This is a genomic window from Pseudomonas sp. GW823-FHT04A03, assembly GCF_058796615.1.
In genome coordinates this window covers 153,310-175,726 of record NZ_JBXAIV010000003.1, presented here as the reverse complement: position 1 = coordinate 175,726, position 22,417 = coordinate 153,310, and the positions used below count along the sequence as shown (strand labels likewise).

General features: G+C 60.1%; 22 protein-coding genes and 1 pseudogene. 14 read left to right on the top strand and 9 right to left on the bottom strand.

Annotated elements, in window-relative coordinates; translation table 11 throughout:
* Nucleotides 1-43 precede the first annotated feature (43 nt).
* Nucleotides 44-514, bottom strand: coding sequence for a MaoC family dehydratase (locus tag AC1Q9F_RS10600; protein WP_003227420.1), 471 nt, complete (start codon nt 512-514; stop codon nt 44-46).
* Nucleotides 515-556: 42 nt separating this feature from the next.
* A complete protein-coding gene (locus AC1Q9F_RS10595; protein WP_492619952.1) occupies nt 557-1,501 on the bottom strand; it encodes an alpha/beta hydrolase in 945 nt (314 codons plus the stop codon).
* Between the two features lie 248 nt (nt 1,502-1,749).
* Here AC1Q9F_RS10595 and fadD2 point away from each other — a divergent pair, with 248 nt between their 5' ends.
* Together fadD2 and fadD1 are read left to right on the top strand one after the other, a co-directional pair.
* Entirely contained in the window at nt 1,750-3,438 is a 1,689-nt protein-coding gene (gene fadD2 / locus AC1Q9F_RS10590; RefSeq protein WP_007951151.1) for a long-chain-fatty-acid--CoA ligase FadD2, read from the top strand.
* A 351-nt stretch (nt 3,439-3,789) separates the two neighbouring features.
* Nucleotides 3,790-5,487 (top strand): long-chain-fatty-acid--CoA ligase FadD1, encoded by a 1,698-nt coding sequence (fadD1, locus tag AC1Q9F_RS10585; protein ID WP_085606558.1) that lies wholly within the window; start codon nt 3,790-3,792, stop codon nt 5,485-5,487.
* A 51-nt stretch (nt 5,488-5,538) separates the two neighbouring features.
* On the opposite strand, the gene AC1Q9F_RS10580 is transcribed toward fadD1, so the two are convergent.
* The gene (locus AC1Q9F_RS10580) at nt 5,539-5,916 is read right to left on the bottom strand and encodes a hypothetical protein (protein ID WP_007951149.1); all 378 of its coding nucleotides are present in this window, start codon (nt 5,914-5,916) and stop codon (nt 5,539-5,541) included.
* Between the two features lie 198 nt (nt 5,917-6,114).
* On the opposite strand from AC1Q9F_RS10580, the gene AC1Q9F_RS10575 reads away from it, so the two are divergent.
* The 3 genes from AC1Q9F_RS10575 to def all read left to right on the top strand — a co-directional run bounded on the left by AC1Q9F_RS10575 (nt 6,115) and on the right by def (nt 7,976).
* The gene (locus AC1Q9F_RS10575) at nt 6,115-6,306 is read left to right on the top strand and encodes a CsbD family protein (protein ID WP_007951148.1); all 192 of its coding nucleotides are present in this window, start codon (nt 6,115-6,117) and stop codon (nt 6,304-6,306) included.
* Nucleotides 6,307-6,483: 177 nt separating this feature from the next.
* Nucleotides 6,484-7,434, top strand: a complete 951-nt coding sequence (locus AC1Q9F_RS10570) for a YihY/virulence factor BrkB family protein (protein ID WP_492619953.1) — start codon at nt 6,484-6,486, stop codon at nt 7,432-7,434.
* Nucleotides 7,435-7,436: 2 nt separating this feature from the next.
* Nucleotides 7,437-7,976, top strand: a complete 540-nt coding sequence (def, locus tag AC1Q9F_RS10565; RefSeq protein ID WP_007951144.1) for a peptide deformylase — start codon at nt 7,437-7,439, stop codon at nt 7,974-7,976.
* Nucleotides 7,977-8,086: 110 nt separating this feature from the next.
* Here the strand turns inward: def and AC1Q9F_RS10560 are convergent, their stop codons facing one another.
* Nucleotides 8,087-8,503: a GNAT family N-acetyltransferase gene (locus AC1Q9F_RS10560; protein ID WP_492619954.1), complete on the bottom strand. Its 417-nt coding sequence runs from the start codon at nt 8,501-8,503 to the stop codon at nt 8,087-8,089.
* 350 nt (nt 8,504-8,853) lie between these two features.
* On the opposite strand from AC1Q9F_RS10560, the gene AC1Q9F_RS10555 reads away from it, so the two are divergent.
* The 6 genes and pseudogenes from AC1Q9F_RS10555 to AC1Q9F_RS10530 all read left to right on the top strand — a co-directional run bounded on the left by AC1Q9F_RS10555 (nt 8,854) and on the right by AC1Q9F_RS10530 (nt 14,111).
* Nucleotides 8,854-9,795 carry a fatty acid desaturase gene (locus AC1Q9F_RS10555; protein ID WP_492619955.1) on the top strand — a complete coding sequence of 314 codons (942 nt, stop codon included), beginning with the start codon at nt 8,854-8,856 and terminating at the stop codon, nt 9,793-9,795.
* 7 nt (nt 9,796-9,802) lie between these two features.
* Nucleotides 9,803-10,594 carry a phosphate/phosphite/phosphonate ABC transporter substrate-binding protein gene (locus AC1Q9F_RS10550; RefSeq protein ID WP_492619956.1) on the top strand — a complete coding sequence of 264 codons (792 nt, stop codon included), beginning with the start codon at nt 9,803-9,805 and terminating at the stop codon, nt 10,592-10,594.
* A 127-nt stretch (nt 10,595-10,721) separates the two neighbouring features.
* Nucleotides 10,722-11,267 (top strand): sigma-70 family RNA polymerase sigma factor, encoded by a 546-nt coding sequence (locus tag AC1Q9F_RS10545; protein WP_492619957.1) that lies wholly within the window; start codon nt 10,722-10,724, stop codon nt 11,265-11,267.
* Complete coding sequence (locus tag AC1Q9F_RS10540; protein ID WP_492619958.1) at nt 11,264-12,277, top strand: ABC transporter substrate-binding protein; 1,014 nt, start codon at nt 11,264-11,266, stop codon at nt 12,275-12,277. The genes AC1Q9F_RS10545 and AC1Q9F_RS10540 overlap by 4 nt, the downstream gene beginning before the upstream one ends.
* 514 nt (nt 12,278-12,791) lie before the next feature.
* Nucleotides 12,792-13,562 (top strand): annotated as a pseudogene (locus AC1Q9F_RS10535) (PAS domain-containing protein); the annotation flags it as partial.
* Between the two features lie 9 nt (nt 13,563-13,571).
* Nucleotides 13,572-14,111 (top strand): methyl-accepting chemotaxis protein, encoded by a 540-nt coding sequence (locus AC1Q9F_RS10530; protein ID WP_371320920.1) that lies wholly within the window; start codon nt 13,572-13,574, stop codon nt 14,109-14,111.
* A 72-nt stretch (nt 14,112-14,183) separates the two neighbouring features.
* Here AC1Q9F_RS10530 and AC1Q9F_RS10525 read toward each other — a convergent pair whose 3' ends face one another.
* From AC1Q9F_RS10525 to AC1Q9F_RS10515, 3 genes are all read right to left on the bottom strand, one after another.
* Nucleotides 14,184-14,750 (bottom strand): hypothetical protein, encoded by a 567-nt coding sequence (locus AC1Q9F_RS10525; RefSeq protein ID WP_492619959.1) that lies wholly within the window; start codon nt 14,748-14,750, stop codon nt 14,184-14,186.
* Between the two features lie 152 nt (nt 14,751-14,902).
* Nucleotides 14,903-16,324 carry an MFS transporter gene (locus AC1Q9F_RS10520; RefSeq protein ID WP_492619960.1) on the bottom strand — a complete coding sequence of 474 codons (1,422 nt, stop codon included), beginning with the start codon at nt 16,322-16,324 and terminating at the stop codon, nt 14,903-14,905.
* A 125-nt stretch (nt 16,325-16,449) separates the two neighbouring features.
* Nucleotides 16,450-16,890, bottom strand: a complete 441-nt coding sequence (locus AC1Q9F_RS10515; protein WP_492619961.1) for a PACE efflux transporter — start codon at nt 16,888-16,890, stop codon at nt 16,450-16,452.
* Nucleotides 16,891-17,011: 121 nt separating this feature from the next.
* Here AC1Q9F_RS10515 and AC1Q9F_RS10510 point away from each other — a divergent pair, with 121 nt between their 5' ends.
* Complete coding sequence (locus AC1Q9F_RS10510; RefSeq protein ID WP_492619962.1) at nt 17,012-17,884, top strand: LysR family transcriptional regulator; 873 nt, start codon at nt 17,012-17,014, stop codon at nt 17,882-17,884.
* Nucleotide 17,885: 1 nt separating this feature from the next.
* Here the strand turns inward: AC1Q9F_RS10510 and gntR are convergent, their stop codons facing one another.
* Nucleotides 17,886-18,917: an HTH-type transcriptional regulator GntR gene (gene gntR / locus AC1Q9F_RS10505; protein WP_007951123.1), complete on the bottom strand. Its 1,032-nt coding sequence runs from the start codon at nt 18,915-18,917 to the stop codon at nt 17,886-17,888.
* Nucleotides 18,918-19,133: 216 nt separating this feature from the next.
* Here gntR and AC1Q9F_RS10500 point away from each other — a divergent pair, with 216 nt between their 5' ends.
* Both AC1Q9F_RS10500 and AC1Q9F_RS10495 read left to right on the top strand, forming a co-directional pair.
* Nucleotides 19,134-19,667, top strand: coding sequence for a gluconokinase (locus AC1Q9F_RS10500; RefSeq protein ID WP_007951121.1), 534 nt, complete (start codon nt 19,134-19,136; stop codon nt 19,665-19,667).
* An 83-nt stretch (nt 19,668-19,750) separates the two neighbouring features.
* Entirely contained in the window at nt 19,751-21,103 is a 1,353-nt protein-coding gene (locus tag AC1Q9F_RS10495) for a GntP family permease (RefSeq protein WP_007951120.1), read from the top strand.
* 60 nt (nt 21,104-21,163) lie between these two features.
* On the opposite strand, the gene alaC is transcribed toward AC1Q9F_RS10495, so the two are convergent.
* Entirely contained in the window at nt 21,164-22,375 is a 1,212-nt protein-coding gene (alaC, locus tag AC1Q9F_RS10490; RefSeq protein WP_085606535.1) for an alanine transaminase, read from the bottom strand.
* Nucleotides 22,376-22,417 lie beyond the last annotated feature (42 nt).

Here is a 22,417-nt window from a genome sequence, read left to right as displayed (position 1 = left end):
GCTGGTCTGGCGTTTTTTTGTGTCCGGATTTAACCGAGGACGATTAGCCGATGCTGATGGCCGGCAAAGTCGGCAGGGTAACGGTCTGTTGCTTGCGCGGCGCCAGGATCTCGGCCTCGCCGTCCACCACCAGCTCATCGCGCTGGTTGAATACGCGAGTGGCAATGCGTACGCGGAATTTTGGCAGTTTCTCGAGGATTTCCAGGCGCACGGTCAGGGTGTCGCCGATCTTTACCGGCTTCTGGAAGCTCATCTGCTGGCCGATATAAATAGTGCCCGGCCCAGGCAGCTCGCAGGCTACTGCGGCACTGATCAGCGCGCCGCTGAACATGCCGTGGGCGATGCGTTCCTTGAACATGCTGGCGGCGGCGAACTCGGCGTCCAGGTGCACCGGGTTGTGGTCACCGGACATCGCGGCGAACAGCTGAATGTCGCGTTCCTCGACAGTCTTGCTGTAGCTCGCGGTCTGGCCCACTTCGAGGGCTTCGTAAGGGATGTTGGTAACCTGGGTCATGGGTCTGAATTCCTGTGACGGATGAAATGAATCCACAAAAAATTATTCGCTGCGGTGCGGCCGGCGATGGCTCAGGGCCTGGTCGATCCAGGCCAGCACATCGGCGGTCACTTCGTCGCGGTTGCTCTCGTTGAACAATTCGTGCCGCGCCTGCGGGTAGATCTTCAGTTGCAGGTTCTGGCTGCCGGCCGCGCGCAAGGCGTTGGCCAGATCAGTCAGACGCTTGCCTTCGCTCACCGGATCACATTCGCCGCCGATCACCAGCAGCGGCAGGCCCGGATCGATCTGGGCGAGATTGGACGCTTTGCTGATTTGCTGCAACCCGCCGAGCAGGTCGATCCACAGTTGATTGGTGCAGCGAAAGCCGCACAGCGGGTCGGTGGCGTACTTGTCGACCTCGACCGGGTCGCGACTCAGCCAGTCGAACGCGGTGCGCGCCGGTTTGAATTTATTGTTGAACGAGCCGAACGACAGCCATTCGATCACCGCGCTGCGGCCCTTGGCGCCCTGGCGCAACTTTTCGAACCGGGCGATCTGCCGGGCCGCTCGGTACAGCGCAACCGGCTGGAAATTCGAGCCGCTGAGAATCGCGCCGTGCAGGCTGGCGCTGTGATGCAGCAGATACGCCTGCGCGATGTAGCTGCCCATGCTGTGACCGAGCAGCACGATCGGCACCCCTGGATGACGCTGGCCGAGGAACTGGTTGAGGCTCGCGATATCTCCAACCACCTTGCACCAGCCATCATCATCGGCGAAATGCCCGAGCGTCCCATGATCGGCAGTTTTGCCATGGCCGCGCTGATCGAGCGCGTACACACCGTAGCCTTCGGCGCAGAATGCCTCTGCCAGCCGGACGTAGCGGGCGCTGTGTTCCGCCATGCCGTGGGACAGCAGAATCACCGCCTTCAGCGGCGCGTTCGGCAGCCACAGGTTGACGAAGAGGCGGCTGCGGTCACTCGCGTCCAGCCAGAGTGTGTCGTGGATCATGGCGATTCCTTTTGCGGCCTGTTTTTGCTGAAGCGTCTTGCAGAGGTTGCATTGTATAGCGCGTCCAATCAGCTCACGCCACGGCAGGAAGATTCACACGATCAATGACGACCTTGCCCATATTTGCCTGATTGACCATAGCTGCTAGTGTCCGTGAAGCCCCGCTTTTTGCTCTCGGCTTTTTCAGGGACAGAAAGAAATGACAGCGAAGCGGCCCCGGATCGGCTCAGGTAAAGAGGACAAGAACAATGCAACCTGATTTCTGGAATGACAAACGCCCGGCGGGCGTACCCCTGGACATCGACGCGGGTGAATTCAAGTCGGTGATCGAGGTGTTCGAGCGTTCCTGCAAGAAATTCGCTGATCGCCCGGCGTTCAGCAACATGGGCGTGACCCTGACCTACGCCGAGCTGGAACGCCAGAGCGCCGCGTTCGCCGGTTATCTGCAAGCCCACACCGATCTGGTGCCGGGGGATCGCATCGCGGTGCAGATGCCCAATGTCCTGCATTATCCGATTGCCGTGTTCGGTGCGCTGCGCGCGGGGCTGATCGTGGTCAACACCAACCCGCTGTACACCGCGCGGGAGATGCGCCACCAGTTCAAAGACTCCGGCGCCCGGGCGCTGGTGTACCTGAACATGTTCGGCCAGAAAGTCCAGGAAGTGCTGCCGGACACCGACATCCAGTATCTGATCGAAGCGAAGATGGGCGACCTGATGCCCACCGCCAAGGGCTGGCTGGTCAACACTGTGGTCAGCAAAGTGAAGAAAATGGTCCCGGCGTATTCGCTGCCCCAGGCGATTTCCTTCAAGAGCGCGCTGCGCATGGGCCGGGGCCTGGGCATCAAGCCGTTGAAGGTCGGCCTGGACGACATCGCCGTCCTGCAATACACCGGCGGCACCACCGGCCTGGCCAAGGGCGCGATGCTGACCCACGGCAATCTGGTGGCGAATATGCAGCAGGTTCGCGCCTGTCTCGGTCAGTTCGGCAGCGACGGCCAGCCGCTGCTGCGTGAAGGGCAGGAGGTGATGATCGCGCCGCTGCCGCTGTACCACATCTATGCCTTCACCGCGAATTGCATGTGCATGATGGTGTCGGGCAACCACAACGTTCTCATCACCAACCCGCGTGACATCGGCGGCTTCATCAAGGAGCTGAAGAACTGGAAGTTCTCGGCGCTGCTGGGGCTGAACACGCTGTTTGTCGCGCTGATGGATCATCCGGACTTCAAGACCCTGGATTTCTCCACCCTCAAACTCACCAACTCCGGCGGCACCGCGCTGGTCAAAGCCACCGCCGAGCGTTGGGAGCAGATCACCGGCTGTCGCATCACCGAAGGTTACGGCCTGACCGAAACCTCGCCGGTGGCCTGCACCAACCCGTACGGCGAGCTGTCGCGGATCGGCACGGTTGGCCTGCCGGTGCCGGGCACCCGGTTGAAAGTCATCAATGACGATGGCGTCGAGCAACCTCTGGGCGAGCGCGGCGAGCTGTGTATCAAGGGCCCGCAGATCATGAAGGGCTACTGGCAGAAACCCGAGGCCACCGCCGAAGTGCTGGATGCCGAGGGCTGGTTCAAGTCCGGCGACATCGCGGTGATCGACCCGGACGGTTTCGTGCGTATCGTCGACCGCAAGAAGGACATGATCATCGTCTCGGGTTTCAACGTGTACCCGAACGAAATCGAAGACGTGGTTATGGCTCACCCGAAAGTCGCCAACTGCGCGGTGATCGGCGTGCCGGACGAGCGCTCGGGCGAGGCGGTGAAGCTGTTTGTGGTGGCGCGGGAAACCGGCGTGAGCCTGGAAGAGCTGAAGGCTTACTGCAAAGAGAATTTCACGGCGTACAAGGTGCCGAAACACATCGTGCTGCGTGAGTCGTTGCCGATGACGCCTGTCGGGAAAATTCTGCGGAGGGAGTTGCGGGATATCGCATAGATAGACTGCGCCAAGCGAAATCGTCGGATCGCCGCCCGCAGCGGGCTCGTTCCCCCAGGTTCACTGATGACCCTGTGGGAGCGAGCCCGCTCGCGTTTACAGCCCCCGAAAACCGGGACTTTCAAGGTGTTATAGGATTTTTGCTCTAAAATGACTGCCAGTAGTTCTTGAGTCATGAAAATGACTGTAGGGGCCGCTTTTGGCTCTAGTCGACCCTTGGCAAAGCTGCTACTCTCGGCGCGCTTTGTGACTTCTCGGCCTTGTAAAAAGCCAGACTCACCAATAAACAAACACCAATAATAATCGCATCAAATGCGGTGCTGAATTCGCGTTGCTGAGGAGTGGGCTTCCATGATCGAAGACTTTTGGAAGGATAAGTACCCCGCTGGAATTGCTGCCGACATCAATCCAGACGAGTACCCGAATATTCAGGCAGTGTTGAAGCAATCCTGCCAACGCTTCGCCGACAAACCGGCGTTCAGCAACCTGGGCAAGACCATCACCTACGGTGAACTGTACGAATTGTCCGGTGCGTTTGCCGCTTATCTGCAACAGCATACCGATTTGCAGCCCGGTGATCGAATCGCCGTGCAACTGCCCAACGTGTTGCAGTACCCGGTCGCCGTCTTCGGTGCCATCCGTGCCGGGCTGATTGTGGTCAACACCAACCCGCTGTACACCGCGCGGGAAATGGAACACCAATTCAACGACTCCGGTGCCAAAGCGCTGGTGTGCCTGGCGAACATGGCGCACCTGGCCGAAGCCGTGGTGCCGAAAACCGGCGTCAAACACGTCATCGTCACCGAAGTCGCCGACCTGCTGCCGCCGATCAAGCGCCTGCTGATCAACAGCGTCATCAAGTACGTGAAGAAAATGGTTCCGGCCTATCACCTGCCAAAAGCCGTCAAGTTCAACGACGTGCTGAGCAAGGGCCAGGGTCAGCCGGTCGCCGAAGCCAACCCGGACAGCGGCGACGTCGCGGTGCTGCAATACACCGGCGGCACCACCGGCGTGGCCAAGGGCGCGATGCTCACCCATCGCAACCTCGTCGCCAACATGCTGCAGTGCAAGGCGCTGATGGGCTCCAACCTCAATGAAGGTTGCGAGATCCTGATCACCCCGCTGCCGCTGTACCACATCTATGCGTTCACCTTTCATTGCATGGCGATGATGCTGATCGGCAACCACAACATCCTGATCAGCAACCCGCGCGACCTGCCGGCGATGGTCAAGGAACTGTCGAAGTGGAAGTTCAGCGGTTTCGTCGGCCTCAACACGCTGTTCGTGGCCCTGTGCAACAACGAAGGTTTCCGCAAACTGGATTTCTCGGCGCTGAAAGTCACCCTGTCGGGCGGCATGGCTCTGCAACTGGCCGCAGCCGAGCGCTGGAAAGCGGTCACCGGTTGCCCGATCTGCGAAGGTTACGGCATGACCGAAACCAGCCCGGTGGCCACGGTCAACCCGATCCAGAACATCCAGATCGGCACCATCGGGATTCCGGTGCCGTCGACCCTGTGCAAAGTCATCGACGATGCCGGTGTCGAGCAGCCGCTGGGCGAAATCGGCGAGCTGTGCGTCAAGGGCCCGCAAGTGATGAAGGGCTACTGGCAGCGTCAGGAAGCCACCGACGAGATGCTTGACAGCGAAGGCTGGCTGAAGACCGGTGACATCGCGCTGATCCAGCCGGACGGCTACATGCGCATCGTCGATCGCAAGAAAGACATGATCCTGGTCTCCGGTTTCAACGTGTACCCGAACGAACTGGAAGATGTGCTGGCTGCCCTGCCGGGCGTGTTGCAGTGCGCGGCCATCGGTATTCCGGACGAGAAATCCGGCGAGGCGATCAAGATCTTCATCGTCGCCAAACCGGGCGTCACCCTGACCAAGGAACAGGTGATGGAGCACATGCGCGCCAACGTCACCGGCTACAAGGTGCCGCGTTCGGTGGAGTTCCGCGATGCACTGCCGACCACCAACGTCGGCAAGATCCTGCGCCGCGAACTGCGCGACGAAGAGCTGAAGAAGATCAAGGCGAAAAGCGCCGCGTAAAAAAAAAGCCCCGCAGATGCGGGGCTTTTTGTTGGTGCAGGGCTTGAACGCTTACTGGCGGAACGGCGCGAAGTTCACATTGGTGCCTGCCGGGCGCATGTCCTGCAGGTACGAGTCCTTGTCGGCGCTCAGTTCCAGGCTCAGGGCGGCCTTGCGCTTGCCTTCGTTGCGGATCACCAGGCCTTCGAGTTTCTCGCGCAGGAACACGGTCGGCACTTTCAGGTGCAGCAGTTCGTCGGTGGCCGGAGTGTGCATCAACAGGTGAATCCACTCGTACTGACCAATGGCCAGACGCGACACCGGCAAGTCGAACCACCAGATGTTGCGGTTGCGGTTCAGTTCGGCGAAGTGGCAGTTGTTGGTGCCGAGCACGGCACCGCCCAGTTCCTGGTTGCGACGGGCGATGGCCTGCTTTTTATCGAGTTTCATAACATTCCTGCGGGATCGGTTCTGTGGCGCATGGCGCCCTTATGGTGGGCATTCTCGGGGGTACGCTCGCAAACATAAAGCCCAACCTGCACGCCGCGACGAAATGAAGCCCTGAAAATAAATGAAACTTGGCGCAAACCGGGCCAGTCAATCGTTACGTACTGACTTTTCCCCTTCAATGCACCAAGGAGAAACACCATGAGTAGCACAGGCGATAAAGTAAAAGGCATGGCCAACGAAGCGGTCGGCAACGTCAAGCAAGGTGTCGGTAAAGCCACCGACAACCAGAAACTGCAAGCCGAAGGCAAACTGCAAGAGAAGAAAGGCGAGGCCCAGCAAGCGGTGGGCAAAGCCAAGGACGCGATCAAGAAAGGCGTCGACAAGGCTTGATCGAGCCTTGAACGAAACAACGAAGCGGCCATCCAAGGATGGCCGTTTTCGTATCCCGTTCACAGATGGTCACGGTTCACAGTGTTTCAAAGTCGCCAAGTAAGCTACTTTGATGAGAGAAAAACGGCCCCTGAGTCGCCACGACTTCAACCTGTTTTGCGGCGAAAGGAGACGCGAATGATTTTCCCCGACATGAAAGGTCTGCCCCTGCACCGGGTCATCGTGCGCACCGTCACCGAGTTCATGGAAGACGAGATGTCGACCTATGCCTCGGCACTGGCCTACCAGATGCTGTTTTCGCTGTTCCCGTTCATCCTGTTCCTGATTGCCCTGATCGGTTTCCTGCACCTGCCGGATTTCTTCTCCTGGCTGCGCCTGCAATCGGAACTGGTACTGCCGCCCCAGGCGCTGGAACAGGTCAATCCGGTGATCGATCAACTGCAGCAATCCAAGGGCGGCCTGCTTTCGGTCGGTATCGTTGTCGCCCTGTACACCGCGTCTGCCGGCGTGCGCCTGATGATGAGTGCGATGAACGCCGCCTACGACGTGGTCGAAGGACGGCCCCTGTGGAAGCGCTTCCCGCTGTCGATCATCTACACCGTCGGCATTGCCGGCATGTTGCTGGTGGCCGCTGCGCTGATGGTGCTCGGTCCGCAGGTGATGGGCTGGATCGCCGCGCAGGTCGGGCTGGAAGAAGTCATCGTCACCCTGTGGACGATCGCCCGCTGGCCGGTCATCGTGATCCTGATGATGGTGGCCGTGGCGCTGATCTACTACGTGATGCCCGACGTCAAACAGGAGTTTCGCTTCATCACGCCGGGCTCGGTGCTGGCGGTGGTGGTGTGGATCATCGCGTCCCTGGGCTTCGCGTTCTACGTCAAGACCTTCGCCAACTACAACGCCATGTATGGCAGCATCGGTGCGATCATCGTGCTGTTGCTGTATTTCTACATTTCCGCCGCCGTGTTGTTGCTCGGTGCAGAGATGAATGCGGTGATCGAACACATGTCCAGCGAGGGCAAGGATCCGGGCGAGAAAGTCCCCGGCGAACTCGATGAACATCCCAAACAACACGTTTCCGGCCTCGGGCGCGATCACTCGCTCAAGCCGAACACTGACGAAGCCTGATCATGATCCGTGAAATTCTGAAGATGGGCGACGAACGCCTGCTGCGCATCGCCCCGCCAGTGCCTGCTGAAATGCTCGACAGCCCGGAATTGTGGCAACTGATCGACGACATGTTCCAGACCATGGAAAGCGTCGGCGGGGTCGGCCTGGCCGCGCCGCAGATTGGCGTCGACCTGCAACTGGTGATATTCGGTTTCGAGCACAGCGAGCGCTACCCGGACGCCGAGGCGGTGCCGCAGACGATCCTGATCAACCCGCTGATCACACCGCTCAGTCCGCTGATGGAAGAGGGCTTCGAAGGCTGCCTGTCGGTGCCTGGCCTGCGGGGCGCGGTGGATCGTTATCAGCAGATTCGTTACGAAGGCGTCGATCCGAAGGGCGAGCCGATCGTGCGTGTGGCCTCGGGCTTCCATGCGCGGGTGGTGCAGCACGAATGCGATCACCTGATCGGGCGGCTGTACCCGTCGCGCATTACCGATTTCAGCAAGTTCGGTTTCACCGAAGTGATGTTTCCGGACCTCGATCCCAACGCTGACGATTGAACCTGTGGGAGCGAGCTTGCTCCGGGCGGCGTTCCGACGATAGCGGAATGTCAGCCAATTTATTCGCAGCTGATGGACCGCATTCGCGAGCAAGCTCGCTCCCACAGGGATCACCGGCGTTCAAAAAGCTCCATGGCAATCATCGGTTTGCTCCGCGCATAACGGCTCAAGCGTTCGGCCATGGCCTGGGGCAGGGCGGGGTCGAAGGTGAAGCCGCGCCGCTCGTAGAAACCGCGCAAGTCCGGGTGGCAAAACAGCCATACCGGCGACTCGACGTCCTTCACCGCTTCGGCAATCAACTGCGCAGCGATGCCTTGCTCTCGGCACGCCGGATCAACAAACAGCCCGGTCAACCAATGCCCGCCGAACACCGGCCGCAGACACAGCGCCGCCACGATTTCCTCCCGCCGCGCCACCCACAATTGCGCCTCGCGCACCGCTTTCATCGACGATTGATGCTGGCGGTAAAACTTGTTCATCAAGGGCCAGGACAGGTCGTCAAGCTGGCGGAAACGGATGTCGGTCATGAATCGGACTGCCGGTGCAAAAGCCGCGGATTATAAAACAACGTGCCCGCCGGGATAGGTGTATACCTGATCTCACATCCCCTCTGAGTGGAGTACGCATCATGTCCAAAGGTATGGATTCGAAGAAAGCCGCGAAGAAGAAACCGGCCAAGACCGCCATCGAGAAACGCCACGAGAAAAGGGCGAAAAAAGTCGACATCTTTGGCCATTGATCACGCCGTTCGGGAGCCCGGATCCGGGCTCCTGTCTTGTCCTTGAAATCAGCGTCCTTAAAAAAACCGCAAAAATAATCTGCAAGATTTCCCGTTGGTGTTGCACAGAACGATCAGACCCTCGTTCCGAGCCACGCCATGCCCCATTATTTCGACGATGCCCATCGCCAACAGATCGAAACCCTGCGCCAGCGCTTCACCGCCCGCACCGAGTGGCCGACCTGGCTGCTGCTGATCGGGGTGTACGGCGGCTGGTTCGCGATTGTGCTGGGCAGCGAACGGCTCGGCGTCTGGTGGAGCACGCTGCTGCTGATTCCGCTGCTGGTGCTGTGGCTGTCGGTGCAGCACGAACTGCTCCACGGTCATCCGACGCGCTGGACCTTCGTCAACAAAGTCCTCGGCTATGCGCCATTCGCGGTGTGGTATCCCTACACGCTCTATCGCGACAGCCATTTGCAGCACCATCGCGACGAAGACCTGACGATCCCCGGCGTCGATCCCGAAAGCCGTTACCTGAGTGCCGAGCGCTGGCAGGGCAGTTCGCTGTTCGAACGTAGCCTGCACTGGCTGAACAAGACCGTATTGGGCCGCTTCATTCTTGGCGCTCCTCTGGCGTTGCTGGCGCTGGCCGGCGAAGAACTGCAACGCCTGAAAAACAGCGAGCTTCAGGCCTGGCTGATGTGGCTGACCCATGGCGCCCTGACCGTGCTGATGCTGTTTTTCATCGCCCGCTACAGCGTGTTGCCGGTGTGGCATTACCTGTTTCTGATCAGCGTGCCGGCGCTGTCGATCGCGATGGTTCGCTCCTACTATGAACACCGGCCGCACACGCAACCGGAGCAGCGCACGGTACTCAACGAAGCCGGATGGCCGTGGCGCTGGCTATTCCTGAACCTGAATTTCCATCTGGTGCACCACGATTTGCCGAAGCTTTCGTGGTACGACTTGCCCGAGGCTTACCGCATGCGCCGGGAAGAATGGGTGGCGCGCAGCGGCGGTTTTCTGGTGCAAGGTTATGGGCAACTGTGGCGCCGGCACGGCATCAAGCCGATCGACAGCCCGCAGCATCCGTTTATTTGAGGCGACCATGACGTCAGGTTACGCAGAACTGTTGATGTACATCGCTCCCGAGCCGATTCGCGCGGCGAACGAGCGGTGGCTGGCGCGGATCCTCGAACACCTCGGCCGTTCGCGGCTCGATGCCGATGGCCTGTCGCTGCTCGAACTCTGGCGCTCGCCTGAGTTGCTGCTGACCCAGACCTGCGGCTATCCGCTGATGACCGCGCTGCGTGGGCAGGTCAGGATTGTCGGTCGTCCGCGATACGAATTGCCGGACGCCAGCGCCGGCAATCATTGCAGCCTGATCCTCGCTCGCACCGATGACCCGCGTCGCAATCTGGCGGAGTTCTTCGACAGTCGCGGGGTGATCAACAGCGAAGACTCCAACAGCGGTATGAACCTGTTGCGTCAGCGTCTGGCGCCGTTGCACCGGGACGGGCAGTTTTTCGCTTCGGTCGGCATCAGTGGCGGACATCGCGAAAGCCTGCGCTGGTTACGCGAAGACCGCGCCGATCTGGCGGCCATCGACAGCGTGACCTTCGCGTACCTGGCGCAGTACGCCGCCGAAGAGGTCAGCGGATTGCGGGTGGTAGCGCGCAGCGCGTTCAGTCCGACCTTGCCCTTTATCACCGCAGCCAGCACGACGGACCAGCAGATTGAACATCTGCGCCTGGCCATGAACCGCAGCCTTCAGGACCTGCCCGACGTATCCCGCATCCTCGGTTTGCCCGAAGTATTGCCCGCCAGCGAAAGCGATTACCTCGTTCTGCTGGATTACCAGCGCGAGGCCGAGGAATTGGGTTATGGCCGCTTGCGTTAGTGGTTTCTCGTAATTCACTAATGGAATATAAAAATTCTTTTTAAGTATTTTTAACGCATAAGGCACCTTGCTAGGATCGCGCCACCGGACGACCGGACATTCAGCGACCCTTGACCAAGGAGCCCCCATGTCCGGCGCCGACTCATCCCATCGCAATCATGTGAACACGTTGTTTCGCGACCATTACCAGTGGTTGTGCACACGTCTGCGTCGGCAATCGAATGATGCGGCCACGGCCGAAGACATCGCCGCCGAAACCTTCGCGCAACTGCTCGAAGCCCCGGGCCTGACCGCCATCCGCGAACCCCGCGCCTTGCTCACCACCATTGCCCAACGCCTGCTGTATGAGCGCTGGCGGCGGGGCGATCTGGAGCGTCGGCATCTGCACCAACTGCAGCAAGGCGACCTCGATCACGCGCCGTCTCCCGAAGAACTCGCCGACCTGTCGCAGAGCCTCAAGCACCTGGACCGGACACTCCAGCGCCTGCCGGGCAAGGTGCGCTCGACCTTTATGCTGGCCCGCATCGACGGCCTGACCTACCCGCAAATCGCTGCCGAACTGGGTATCTCCCAGCGTTCGGTGAGCATGTACATGACCCGTTCCCAGGCCCTGTGCAACCGCCACAGCGCCAACCAAACCCTGATTTCCTCCCAGAACAAGAGGTCCGCATGAGATCGATCAAAACCCTGCTCGGCAGTTCGCTGCTGGCCCTGACCCTGACGGCCGGCCACGTTGTCGCCGCGGAAACAAAAGCGCCGATCCACTTCGGCGACATCACCTGGGAAAGCGGCAGTTTCATCACCGAAGTGCTGCGCCTGATCGTCGAAAAAGGCTACGGCTACCCGACGGACACGCTGCCGGGCAGCACCGTCAGCCTCGAAGCTGCGCTGGCGAAAAACGATATTCAAGTGATCGGCGAAGAGTGGGCCGGGCGCAGTCCGGCGTGGGTCAAGGCTGCCGCCGAGGGCAAGGTGTTCGGCCTCGGCGACACGGTGAAGGGCGCCACCGAAGGCTGGTGGGTGCCGGAATACGTGATCAAGGGTGACCCCGAGCGCGGGATCAAACCGCTGGCGCCGGAACTGAAATCGGTGGCCGACCTGCCGCGCTACAAGGATGTGTTCAAGGACCCGGAAGACCCGACTCGCGGGCGGTTCCTCAACAGCCCGACCGGCTGGACCTCGGAAATCGTCAACAGCCAGAAGCTCAAGGCGTATGCGCTGAACGACAGCTTCGTCAATTTCCGCACCGGCTCCGGCGCGGCGCTGGATGCGGAGGTGGCGTCGTCGATCAAGCGCGGCAAACCGGTGCTGTTCTACTACTGGTCGCCGACGCCGCTGCTCGGGCGCTTCAAACTGGTGAAACTGGAAGAGCCGCCTTTCGATGCCGAAGCCTGGAAAACCCTGGCCGATGCCAACAACCCCAACCCGAAAGGCACCCGCTCGATGCCGGCGAGCCTGGCGATTGGCGTGTCGGCGCCGTTCAAGGCGCAGTACCCGGAACTGGTGACGTTCTTTGAGAAAGTCGATTTGCCGATCGATCTGCTGAACCAGACCCTGGCCGGGATGAGCGAAAAACGCCAGCAGCCACGCCAGGTCGCCGAAGCGTTTCTGCGCGACCAGCCGCAAGTGTGGAAGCCCTGGGTGCCGGGTGATGTGGCGAATAAAGTCAGCGGGAGTCTGTAGTTCTTTTCCGATATTTGTGTCGTTTCAAAAGTTGCCATTGCGAGTCGGTCGCAATGGCAACCAACACCCCCGCCGCTGAACCGTTTCTTGTCCGCTTCCTGTCCGAACTCCCTCATTACTGGCCGACTAGTGGCCTTGCGCAAGGCTTTGCGCTGTCTATGCTCATTCATAACTAACTATGTCGAACGCCATCCAATGGGCTCCGACCGCTAGCGGTTACCGATCTCAAAGCTGCCAGAGTGCGCAATTCAAGGCACCGACACTTGACCGACAAGGAGCTGTTTTTAAATGGAAGTTCTTCTGCATGTTAGGAATGGCCCGCCCGCGGGCTATCAAGAGAAGGATGTCTTGATTAGAGCGTCGCTGCATGGACTCTTTGATTAATCATCGTTTATCACCTGACAACTTCCTCCTGTGGAGGAATGCGTGTGCCTGTTCTGTGGAACGTAGTGGTGGATTCTGAAAGACCTGAACTTTCATCAAATCAAAGAACCGCGCGGAAGGTGATAGAGACATGTTCAACCTACATCACAAGGCTGACCTGCAGGAAATCGAACGCTTCAGTTGTGCCCTGACCGAAGCCAACGCCAAGTTGGCGGCGATCAGCCGTTCGATGGCAATGATCGAATTCACCCCCGAAGGCATCGTCCTGGATGCCAATGAGAACTTCTGCAAGACCATGGGCTACAGCGCCGAGGAAGTGCGTGGCAAACATCACCGAGTCTTTTGTGAGGAAGAGTTTTACCGCAGCGAGGAATACGCCAAGTTGTGGCGTGACCTGGCCCGTGGCGAACCCATCAGCGGTACTTTCCTGCGCTTGAACAAGCGCGGTCAGGAGATCTGGCTCGAGGCGAGCTACATGCCGGTGTATGGCCCGGACAAACAGGTCCGAAGCGTGATCAAAGTGGCGTCGGACATAACGGCGCGCGTGAACAAGGAAAAGGAAGAAGAAAGCATGCTGGCCGCTATTGGCCGCTCAATGGCGGTGATCGAGTTCACCCCGGAAGGCAATGTGATCACGGCCAACGACAACTTCCTCAAGACCATGCAGTACTCGCTTAACGAAATCGTCGGCCATCACCACAGTCTGTTCTGTCATCGGGTAGAGGCCGAGTCTGCGCAGTACAAGGCGTTCTGGGCGTCGCTCAATCGCGGCGAATATCACTCGCATCGGTTCGAGCGCAAGAACAAGTCCGGGCAGACCGTTTACCTCGAAGCCTCGTACAACCCGCTGTTCGACGCCAAGGGCCGGTTGTACAAAGTGGTGAAGTTCGCCAGCGACATCACCCACCAGATGACCACCTTGCAGACCGCTGCGGAATCGGCCCACAGCACTTCGGTACAAAACGACGCCTGCGCGCAAAAAGGCTCACAGGTCGTGCAGCAAACGGTGCAGATCATTCAGGACATTTCCCGCGACCTCAACGAAGCGGCGCTGAGCATCGATGCGGTCAGCAAGCAGTCGGACATCATCGGCACCATCGTTCAGACCATTCGCGGAATTGCCGACCAGACCAACCTGCTGGCGCTCAACGCGGCCATCGAAGCGGCGCGGGCGGGTGAGCACGGACGTGGTTTTGCGGTGGTGGCGGACGAAGTGCGCAGTCTCGCGGCGCGGACCAGTCAGGCAACCCTGGAGATCGTCGATGTGGTGCGCAAGAACCACGAGTTGTCATTGAGCGCAGTGTCGAGCATGCAGTCGAGCCTGAGCCGCACCGGGCTCGGGGTGGAACTGGCGAACGAGGCGGGGGACGCGATCCGGGAGATTCAGCAGGGCTCGCGGCATGTGGTGGATGCGATCAGTCAGTTCAACGAGACGTTGCAGTTGAACTGACGGTTTCACGGCTGAAAAAAGGATCCCCGTGGGGATCCTTTTTTATTGCGCCGTTTTTCAGATCGAGGCGAATCACAGCGAAGCGAGGAACTTGTCTGCCGATTCGTCGCTGATCTTCGTCGAGTTGGCGTCTTGTTTGTTCTGCTTCTCGGCTTCGGCCAGCTTCATCTTGTCTTGCAGGCGCTCGGCGATCTCTTTGCCGATGGCCAGTTGCTGAGCCGGCGGCATGGCTTTGATGTCGTCTTCGGTCAGGCCCATTTCCTTGAGAATACTGTCGCGCAGACGTTGTTCCGGCGACTTGCTCATGTAGTCCTTGAACTCGTCCATAGCCGATGAGCCTGTGGATTTGGTCGGCGAAGTATCAGAGGTTTGCAGGGCGACACGGGTCTTGGCGAACGCTTCGTCGACGTTGTCGCTGATGCGCGTGGCTTCGCTGACTTGCTGGGTCGCCAGTTGGGTGGCCGACTCCTGCACCTTGGCGGTGGCTTCGGCGGTTTGCGCCTGGGCCTGGTTTTGCAGGGTCTGCAGCATCGCGCCGTGCAGGCCGCCTTGCAGACCGGCCGCTGCGGTGGCGGTTGCATCGTCATTCAGCTGCTTGGGCAGATGTATGATTTGCTGTTGTTTTGCACTGACCAACATGATGAAAGGACCTGTAGGTAATGACTGTCAGCCCTAGGCAGCAATTACCGTGCCTATCTAATAAGTCCTTTTATTTCAATGGTTTGTGATTTTTACGAGCGAGTGAAGCGGTCATCCCTTGCCGGTGGGCGGCAGAGGATGACCGTTGTCCGTCAGCGATGGGCGATGTTTTCCAGCGCCAGGTTGAGGGTGCGGGGGCCGAAATAACCGATGGTCAGCATTACGATCAGCATGCTGGCAACGATGAACGCCAGCACGCCCGGCGTGCCGAAGTGTTCGAGGAACAGACCGATCAACAGGCTGCTGAACACCGTCGACAAACGACTGAACGAGTAACAGAAGCCCACCGCCCGGGCGCGGATGTTGGTGGGGAATAGTTCGCTCTGATAGGAGTGATAACTGAAGCTCAGCCACGCGTTGCAGAAGGTGATCATCACCCCGCAGAAGATCAGGCCGAATGCGCTGGTCTGCAGTGCGAACAAGGTGCCGAAGGTCATGGCGCCGAGGGCCGAGCCGACGATCTGCCACTTGTTCTCGAAACGGTTGGCGAATTTGACGAACAGCAACGGCCCGAGCGGGTAGGCGAGGGTGATGATGAACGCGTACATCAGACTGTGTGTGACGCTGACGCCTTGACCGGAAAGCAGCGCCGGCAGCCAGTTGCCGAAGCCGAAGAAACCGATGGCCTGGAAGATGTGGAAAACGATCAGCATCAACGCGCGGCGGCGATAGGGTGGTTGCCAGATGTCGGCGAAACGGCCCTTGCCTTCGACATCGACGGCTACCGCTTCCGGCGCGTCCAGTGGCTGGCGGTGATCTTTCTCGCAGCGTGCCTCGATGCCGTCGAGAATCCGGTTTGCCTCATCGAAACGGCCATGCTGGGCCAGCCAGCGCGGCGACTCCGGCAGACGTTTGCGCAGCCACCAGATGAACAGCGCAAACACCGCACTCGCCAACACTACCCAACGCCAGCCGGATATCCCGAACGGCGCCTGCGGCACCAGCCACCACGACATCAGCGCCACCGCCGGCACCGACAGGAACTGCACAAAAAACGCGAAGGCGAACGCCGAACTGCGCATGCGTTTGGGCACCAGTTCCGAGAGGTAGGCGTCGATGGTTACCAGCTCGATGCCGAGGCCGATGCCCACCAGAAAACGCATGCAGATGATCCCCAGCGCCGAACTCTGCACGCCCATCAGTACCGTGGCCACGGTGTACCAGACCAGTGCGAAGGTGAAGATCGCGCGCCGCCCGAAACGATCTGCCATCGGGCTCAGCAGGCTGGCGCCGAGAAACAAACCGAGGAACGTCGCCGAGGCGAACGCGGCCTGATCGGAGAAACCGAACACGCCCTGATTGCCGGTGGCGAAAATGCCGTCGCGGATCAGGCCGGGGCTGATATAGGCCGTCTGGAACAGGTCGTAGAGTTCGAAGAAACCGCCGATCGACAGCAGCGCCACCAGTCGCCAGATCGTGGCGACTGCCGGGAGGCGGTCGATGCGGGCGGAAATCTCGGCGGCGCGTATCGGGTCGATGCCGTCGCGTTGCGCAGCGGGGGCGTGTGCAGTCATGGGCAGATCCATTTTTTATTGATGGAAAAGCTTAGCCTGCTATCGGAAATCAAGGATTGTTTATATCGGCGGTTGGCACGGGAAAACCGCCGATTTCTTGCAATATCCGCTTACCAATTAACGATTTATGTCGCGGGCTGTGGATCCGGCAATGCCGAGGCCGGAAGGCCGAACACCCTATCGAACAGCCAGTTGAACGCGAAGGTGTAGCAAGGGATGAACACGATCAGTGCCAGATCCAGCAGAAAGGCCTGCACCAGACTGATGTTCATCCACCACGCGATCAGCGGAATCAGAAACACGATCAGTGTCAGCTGAAAGCCGACGGCGTGGGCAATGCGGCGTTTTACCGTGCGGGTGCGCGACACCTGGCGGCTTTCCCAGCGCTCGAACAGCGAGGTGTAGATGAAGTTCCAGGTCACGGCGATGGTGGTGATGATCACCGCCAGCGGGCCGGTGCTGCCGGGCGAAGTGCCGGACAACAAGGCCAGGCCGAGGGCCGAGAAGGTCATGCCGATCACTTCATAGAGCGACACGTAGACCAGTTTGCGTTTGACGCCTTGCATGGGGAATTGCCTCTTTCTTGCGACTTGTGGCCAGTGGGGCTGGCGAAGGCGACGAAAGATAGCTTCAATGAAGGTGACAGAAAAAGTCAGTAGCTTTCAGTTTTATTGATAGGTGTGAGAAGTGAATTTCAACAGTGAAAGCATCGAGCTATTTCTCGCCGTGATCGAACGCGGTTCGTTTTCCGCCGCTGCCAGGGCATTGGGCAAAGTCCCGTCGGCGGTGAGCATGGCCATCGGCAATCTCGAGGCCGAACTCGGTTACTCGCTGTTTGATCGCAGCCATCGCGAACCGCAACCCACGGCAATGGCATTGTCGCTGGTGCCCCATGCGCGGCTGATCGCTGATCAGCTCAAGCAATTGCAGGTGCACGCTGTGCAGTTGTCGCTGGGGCTGGAGAGCAAATTGTCGATCGGCGTGGCGGCGGACATTGATCGCCGACGGTTGCTGACGGCGATCAAGGATCTCAGCGAGCACCATCCGCTGCTAGACATCGAAGTGCTGACTGCGCCGCAGGACGATGTGCTGGCGATGCTTTACAGCGGTCGGATCAGCGTGTGCCTGGCGTTCGCCGGGTTGAGCGTGAATGTGCTGGAACGGTTTCAGTTTGTCGGCAGTGAACGGATGATCGCCACGCTGGCGGCGGACAGCCCGTTGTTGCAGGGGCAGGATCTGTTTCTTGAGGATCTGGTGCATGTGCGGCAGATCGTGGTCGGCAGTCGCGACTTGCCGATCAGCGAAACCCGGCCGCTGGTGGCCGAATCCCACTGGCGCACCGATAACCTGGGAACGGCGCTGGAGATGGTCGAGGCAGGGTTGGGCTGGGGCAATTTTCCGCTGTCGGTGGTGCAGCCGTGGCTCGATAGCGGACGGCTGAAGCGCCTGAATTTTCGCAACATCGAAAACGGCCTGGTGCTGCCGGTGCACGCGGTGTGGCTCAAGAGCCAACCGCTGCAGAAGGGCGCGCTGGCTCTGGTGGAGTTGCTGGGCGGTTGAGTCAGGTGCTCTCGCGAATCTTCAGTTCGAAGCCCATGTCCTCGACCGGACGCGCCACGCTGTTACCGGCCATCAGTGTCAGCATCTGCTCCGCCGCGCGCTTGCCGATCGCTTCGCGGGGCGTGTTGATGCTGCTCAGGCGCGGCACCATGTGTTCCGACATCGGCAGGTCGTTGAAGCCGAGGATGGCCACTTGCTCGGGGATCTTGATCCCGTTGCGCAGCGCTTCGAGCAAAGCGCCCTGAGCCAGGTCGTCGTTGCCGAAGAAGATCGCATCGACATCCGGATGCGCCGCCAGCAATTGCAGGAACAATTCGCCGCCCAGGCCTACGGACGATGAACGCGGGGTCAGCACTTCCAGATCCGGGTCGTAGCGACCAGCCTTCTGCAACGCTTTGCGAAAGCCTTCGCCGCGCAGCAGGGTGCGCTGATCAAGCTGCGCTCCGATATATGCCAGGCGCTTGCGGCCACGGGACAACAAATGTTCGGCAGCGGTTTCGCCAGCGCTGAGCTGGGAGAAGCCGACGCAGTTCACCCCGGCGGCGCTGTCCAGTTCCATCATGTACACGCAGGGAATATTGCTGGCCTCGATCATCCGCCGCGAGCTTTCAGTGCGGTCGAAGCCGGTCAGCAGCAAACCGCGTGGCTGATAGGCCATGTAGTTGCGCAGCAGGTTTTCTTCTTCATCGCGGGAATAGTGGAAGTTGCCGATCAGCACTTCGAAGCCTTTGGGCGTGAGCACCCGATGAATGGCTTCCAGGGTGTCGATGAACAAAAGGTTGGACAGCGAAGGCACCAGAACCACCACCGAATGGCTCTGGGCCGAGGCCAGAGCGCGGGCGGCGGGGTTGACCACGTAGTTGAGTTCCAGCGCGGCTTTCTGGACTTTTTCCACCAATTCGGTGGCAACCGTGCTGACCCCACGCAGGGCGCGGGAGGCGGTAATCGGGCTGACGCCGGCCAGACGGGCGACTTCATTGAGGGTGGGACGGCCGGTGGTGCGGGTGTTTTTATCGTTTTTAGGGGTGGTCATCGGGCGGCTTGCCAAACAAAAATCAAGGCACTAAGGTAGCGCTGTCCTTATGCAGCTGCAAATGCGTAAGCGAGGTCCTGCCTGATCCTCGCTTTTTGGCGTACCGACAAAACCTGCTGCAACCCAAAAAAACGACAAGAAGGCGTCGGCAACTTCTGCCTGTGCACTAGAGTCATAGCTAGCAAAGGTAGCGCTGTCTGCGCGCTGAGGTGTTACATGAATCATCCCATCACCGCCCTGGTCATCATGGGCGTTGCCGGTTGCGGCAAGACGTGCGTCAGCGAGGCCCTGTGCCAATTGAGCGGCGCCACTGCCATTGAAGGCGATACTTTCCATCCGGCCGCGAACATCGAAAAGATGAGCGCGGGGATCCCCCTGAACGACGAAGACCGTGCCGGCTGGCTCGACAGCCTGTGCGACGAACTGCGTCGCGTCGATGCCCTGGGCGAACGCCCGGTGCTGACCTGCTCGGCCCTCAAGCACATTTATCGCGAACGTTTGCGCAGCGCCTTGCCGGGCCTGGGCTTCGTGTTCCTCGAATTGACGCCGGAAGTGGCCGCCGAACGTGTGTCCCACCGTCCGGGCCACTTCATGCCGGCCACCTTGATCGAAAGTCAGTTCGCCACCCTCGAATCGCCCAAGGGCGAGCCGTTGACCCTGGCCCTGAATGCTTCGATCCACAGCGTTGAAGAGCTCGCATCGCAAGCCCACGTCTGGTGGCAGGCCCATGGCCTGAAACAGGCGGTATGAGTGTGATTACGAAGATAGCGCTGTCCTTACGACTTCTGATTAACCCGCTTTAATAACAACAACAAACCAGGAGACACCCCCTCATGTTTGGCATGTCCCATGACGCCTACCTGCTGCTCGATGCAGTGGTCACGGTGATCGGACTCATTGTCCTGATCACCAAATTCAAGATTCACCCCTTCATTGCCCTGACCATCGCTGCCGCGTTCCTCGGCCTGACGTCCGGCATGCCGATCGGCACCATCATCAAGGCGTTCCAGGACGGCTTCGGTGGCGTGCTCGGTTTCGTCGGCATCATCCTCGCGCTGGGTACGATGCTCGGCAAGATGATGGCCGAATCCGGCGGTGCCGATCAGATCGCCCAGACCCTGATCCGCGCCTTCGGCAAGGACAAGGTCCAGTGGGCGATGATGTTCGCCGCGTTCCTGGTGGGCATTCCGCTGTTCTTCGAAATCGGCTTCGTGCTGCTGATTCCGCTGGTGTTCATCGTCGCTCGCCGCACCGGTGTGTCGATCATCAAGATCGGTATCCCGCTGCTCGCCGGCCTGTCCGCCGTGCACGGCCTGGTGCCGCCGCACCCGGGCCCGCTGCTGGCCATCGGCGTGTTCGGTGCCGACATCGGCAAGACCATTCTGTACGGTCTGATCGTCGCGCTGCCGACCGCCATCATCGCCGGTCCGATCTTCGGTACGTTCATCGCCAAGCACATTCCCGGTACGCCAAATCAGGAACTGGTCGATCAACTGGCCCGTGAGTCGGACTCGCAGGAGCTGCCAAGCTTCGGCATCACCCTGGTCACCGTGCTGCTGCCGGTGTTCCTGATGCTGCTGAAAACCTTCGCCGACGTGGCTCTGCCGGACGGTCATTTCTTCCGCACCTGGATGGACATGATCGGTCACCCGATCTCGGCGCTGCTGCTGGCATTGCTGCTGTCGTTGTACACCTTCGGCTACAAGCAGGGCATCGGTTCTCAGCAGATGCTCAAATGGCTCGACGCGAGCCTGGCGCCGACTGCCGCGATCATCCTGATCATCGGTGCCGGCGGCGGCTTCAAGCAGATGCTGGTGACCAGCGGCGTGGGCGACGTGATCGGCCACATGGCGGTCAGCGCACAGATTTCGCCGATCCTGCTGGCGTGGCTGGTGGCGGCGGTGATCCGTATCGCGACCGGTTCGGCCACCGTGGCGACCATCACGGGCGCGGGCATTGTGGTGCCGGTGGTCGGGATGATCCCGGGTGTGAACCGTGAGCTGCTGGTGCTGGCCACCGGTGCCGGCTCGCTGATCCTGTCCCACGTCAACGACGCCGGTTTCTGGCTGGTGAAGCAGTACTTCAACATGACCGTGGCCGAGACCTTCAAGACCTGGACAGCGATGGAAACCATCCTGTCGGTGGTTGGTCTGGGCTTTATTCTGTTGTTGTCGCTGTTCGTTTAACCTCGAACGCGAGACACAAAAAAACCGCAGCGATGCGGTTTTTTTGTGTCCGGATTGACGTCAGGATTTGGTGACCAGGCCATCCGCCCGGAACATCCCGCGAATCCCGCGTACCGCCTGACGAATCCGGTCCTGGTTTTCGATCAATGCGAAGCGCACGTGATCGTCGCCGTACTCGCCAAACCCGACACCCGGCGAGACGCAGACCTTGGCCTCGGCCAGCAGTTTCTTGGCGAATTCCAGCGAGCCGAGGTGAGCGTAGGCTTCGGGAATCTTCGCCCAGACGTACATCGAGGCTTTCGGATTTTCGACCATCCAGCCCAGCTCATGCAGGCCTTTGACCAGCACGTTGCGGCGCTGGCGATATTGCTCGGCGATGTCGCGCACGCATTGCTGATCACCTTCCAGCGCAGCAATCGCGGCCACCTGCAGCGGGGTGAACGTGCCGTAGTCGTGGTAGCTCTTGATCCGCGCCAAAGCGCTGACCAGTTCCGGGTTGCCGACCATGAAGCCGATCCGCCAGCCCGCCATGTTGTAGCTCTTGGACAGGGTGAAAAACTCCACCGCGATGTCCTTGGCGCCCGGCACCTGCATGATCGACGGGGCTTTCCAGCCGTCGTAGACGATGTCGGCGTAAGCCAGGTCGTGCACCACCAGCACGTCGTACTGTTTGGCGAGGGCGATTACCCGCTCGAAGAAATCGAGCTCCACGCACTGCGCGGTAGGGTTCGACGGGAAGCCGAGGATCATCATCTTCGGTTTCGGGATCGAGCCGCGAATCGCCCGTTCCAGCTCGGCGAAGAAGTCCACGCCCGGCACCAGCGGCACCGACCGCACCTGGGCGCCGGCAATCACGGCACCGTAGATGTGAATCGGGTAGCTCGGGTTCGGCACCAGCACGGTATCGCCCTGATCCAGGGTCGCCAGCATCAGGTGCGCCAGGCCTTCCTTGGAACCGATGGTGACGATGGCTTCGCTTTCCGGGTCGATCTCGACCTCGTAGCGTTCCTTGTACCAGTTGGAAATCGCCCGACGCAGGCGCGGAATGCCCTTGGACGTGGAGTAACCGTGAGTGTCTTCGCGTTGTGCAACCTGCACCAGTTTTTCAACGATGTGCGGCGGCGTGGCGCCGTCGGGGTTGCCCATGCTCAAGTCGATGATGTCTTCGCCACGACGTCGGGCGGCCATCTTCAGCTCGGCAGTGATGTTGAAAACGTAAGGGGGGAGTCGATCTATGCGCGCAAAGCGGCGCGGCGAACCTTGTTCAGCCATTGTTGCCTCGGATAACGTAAGCGCCCGGAACCGTCCGAGCGA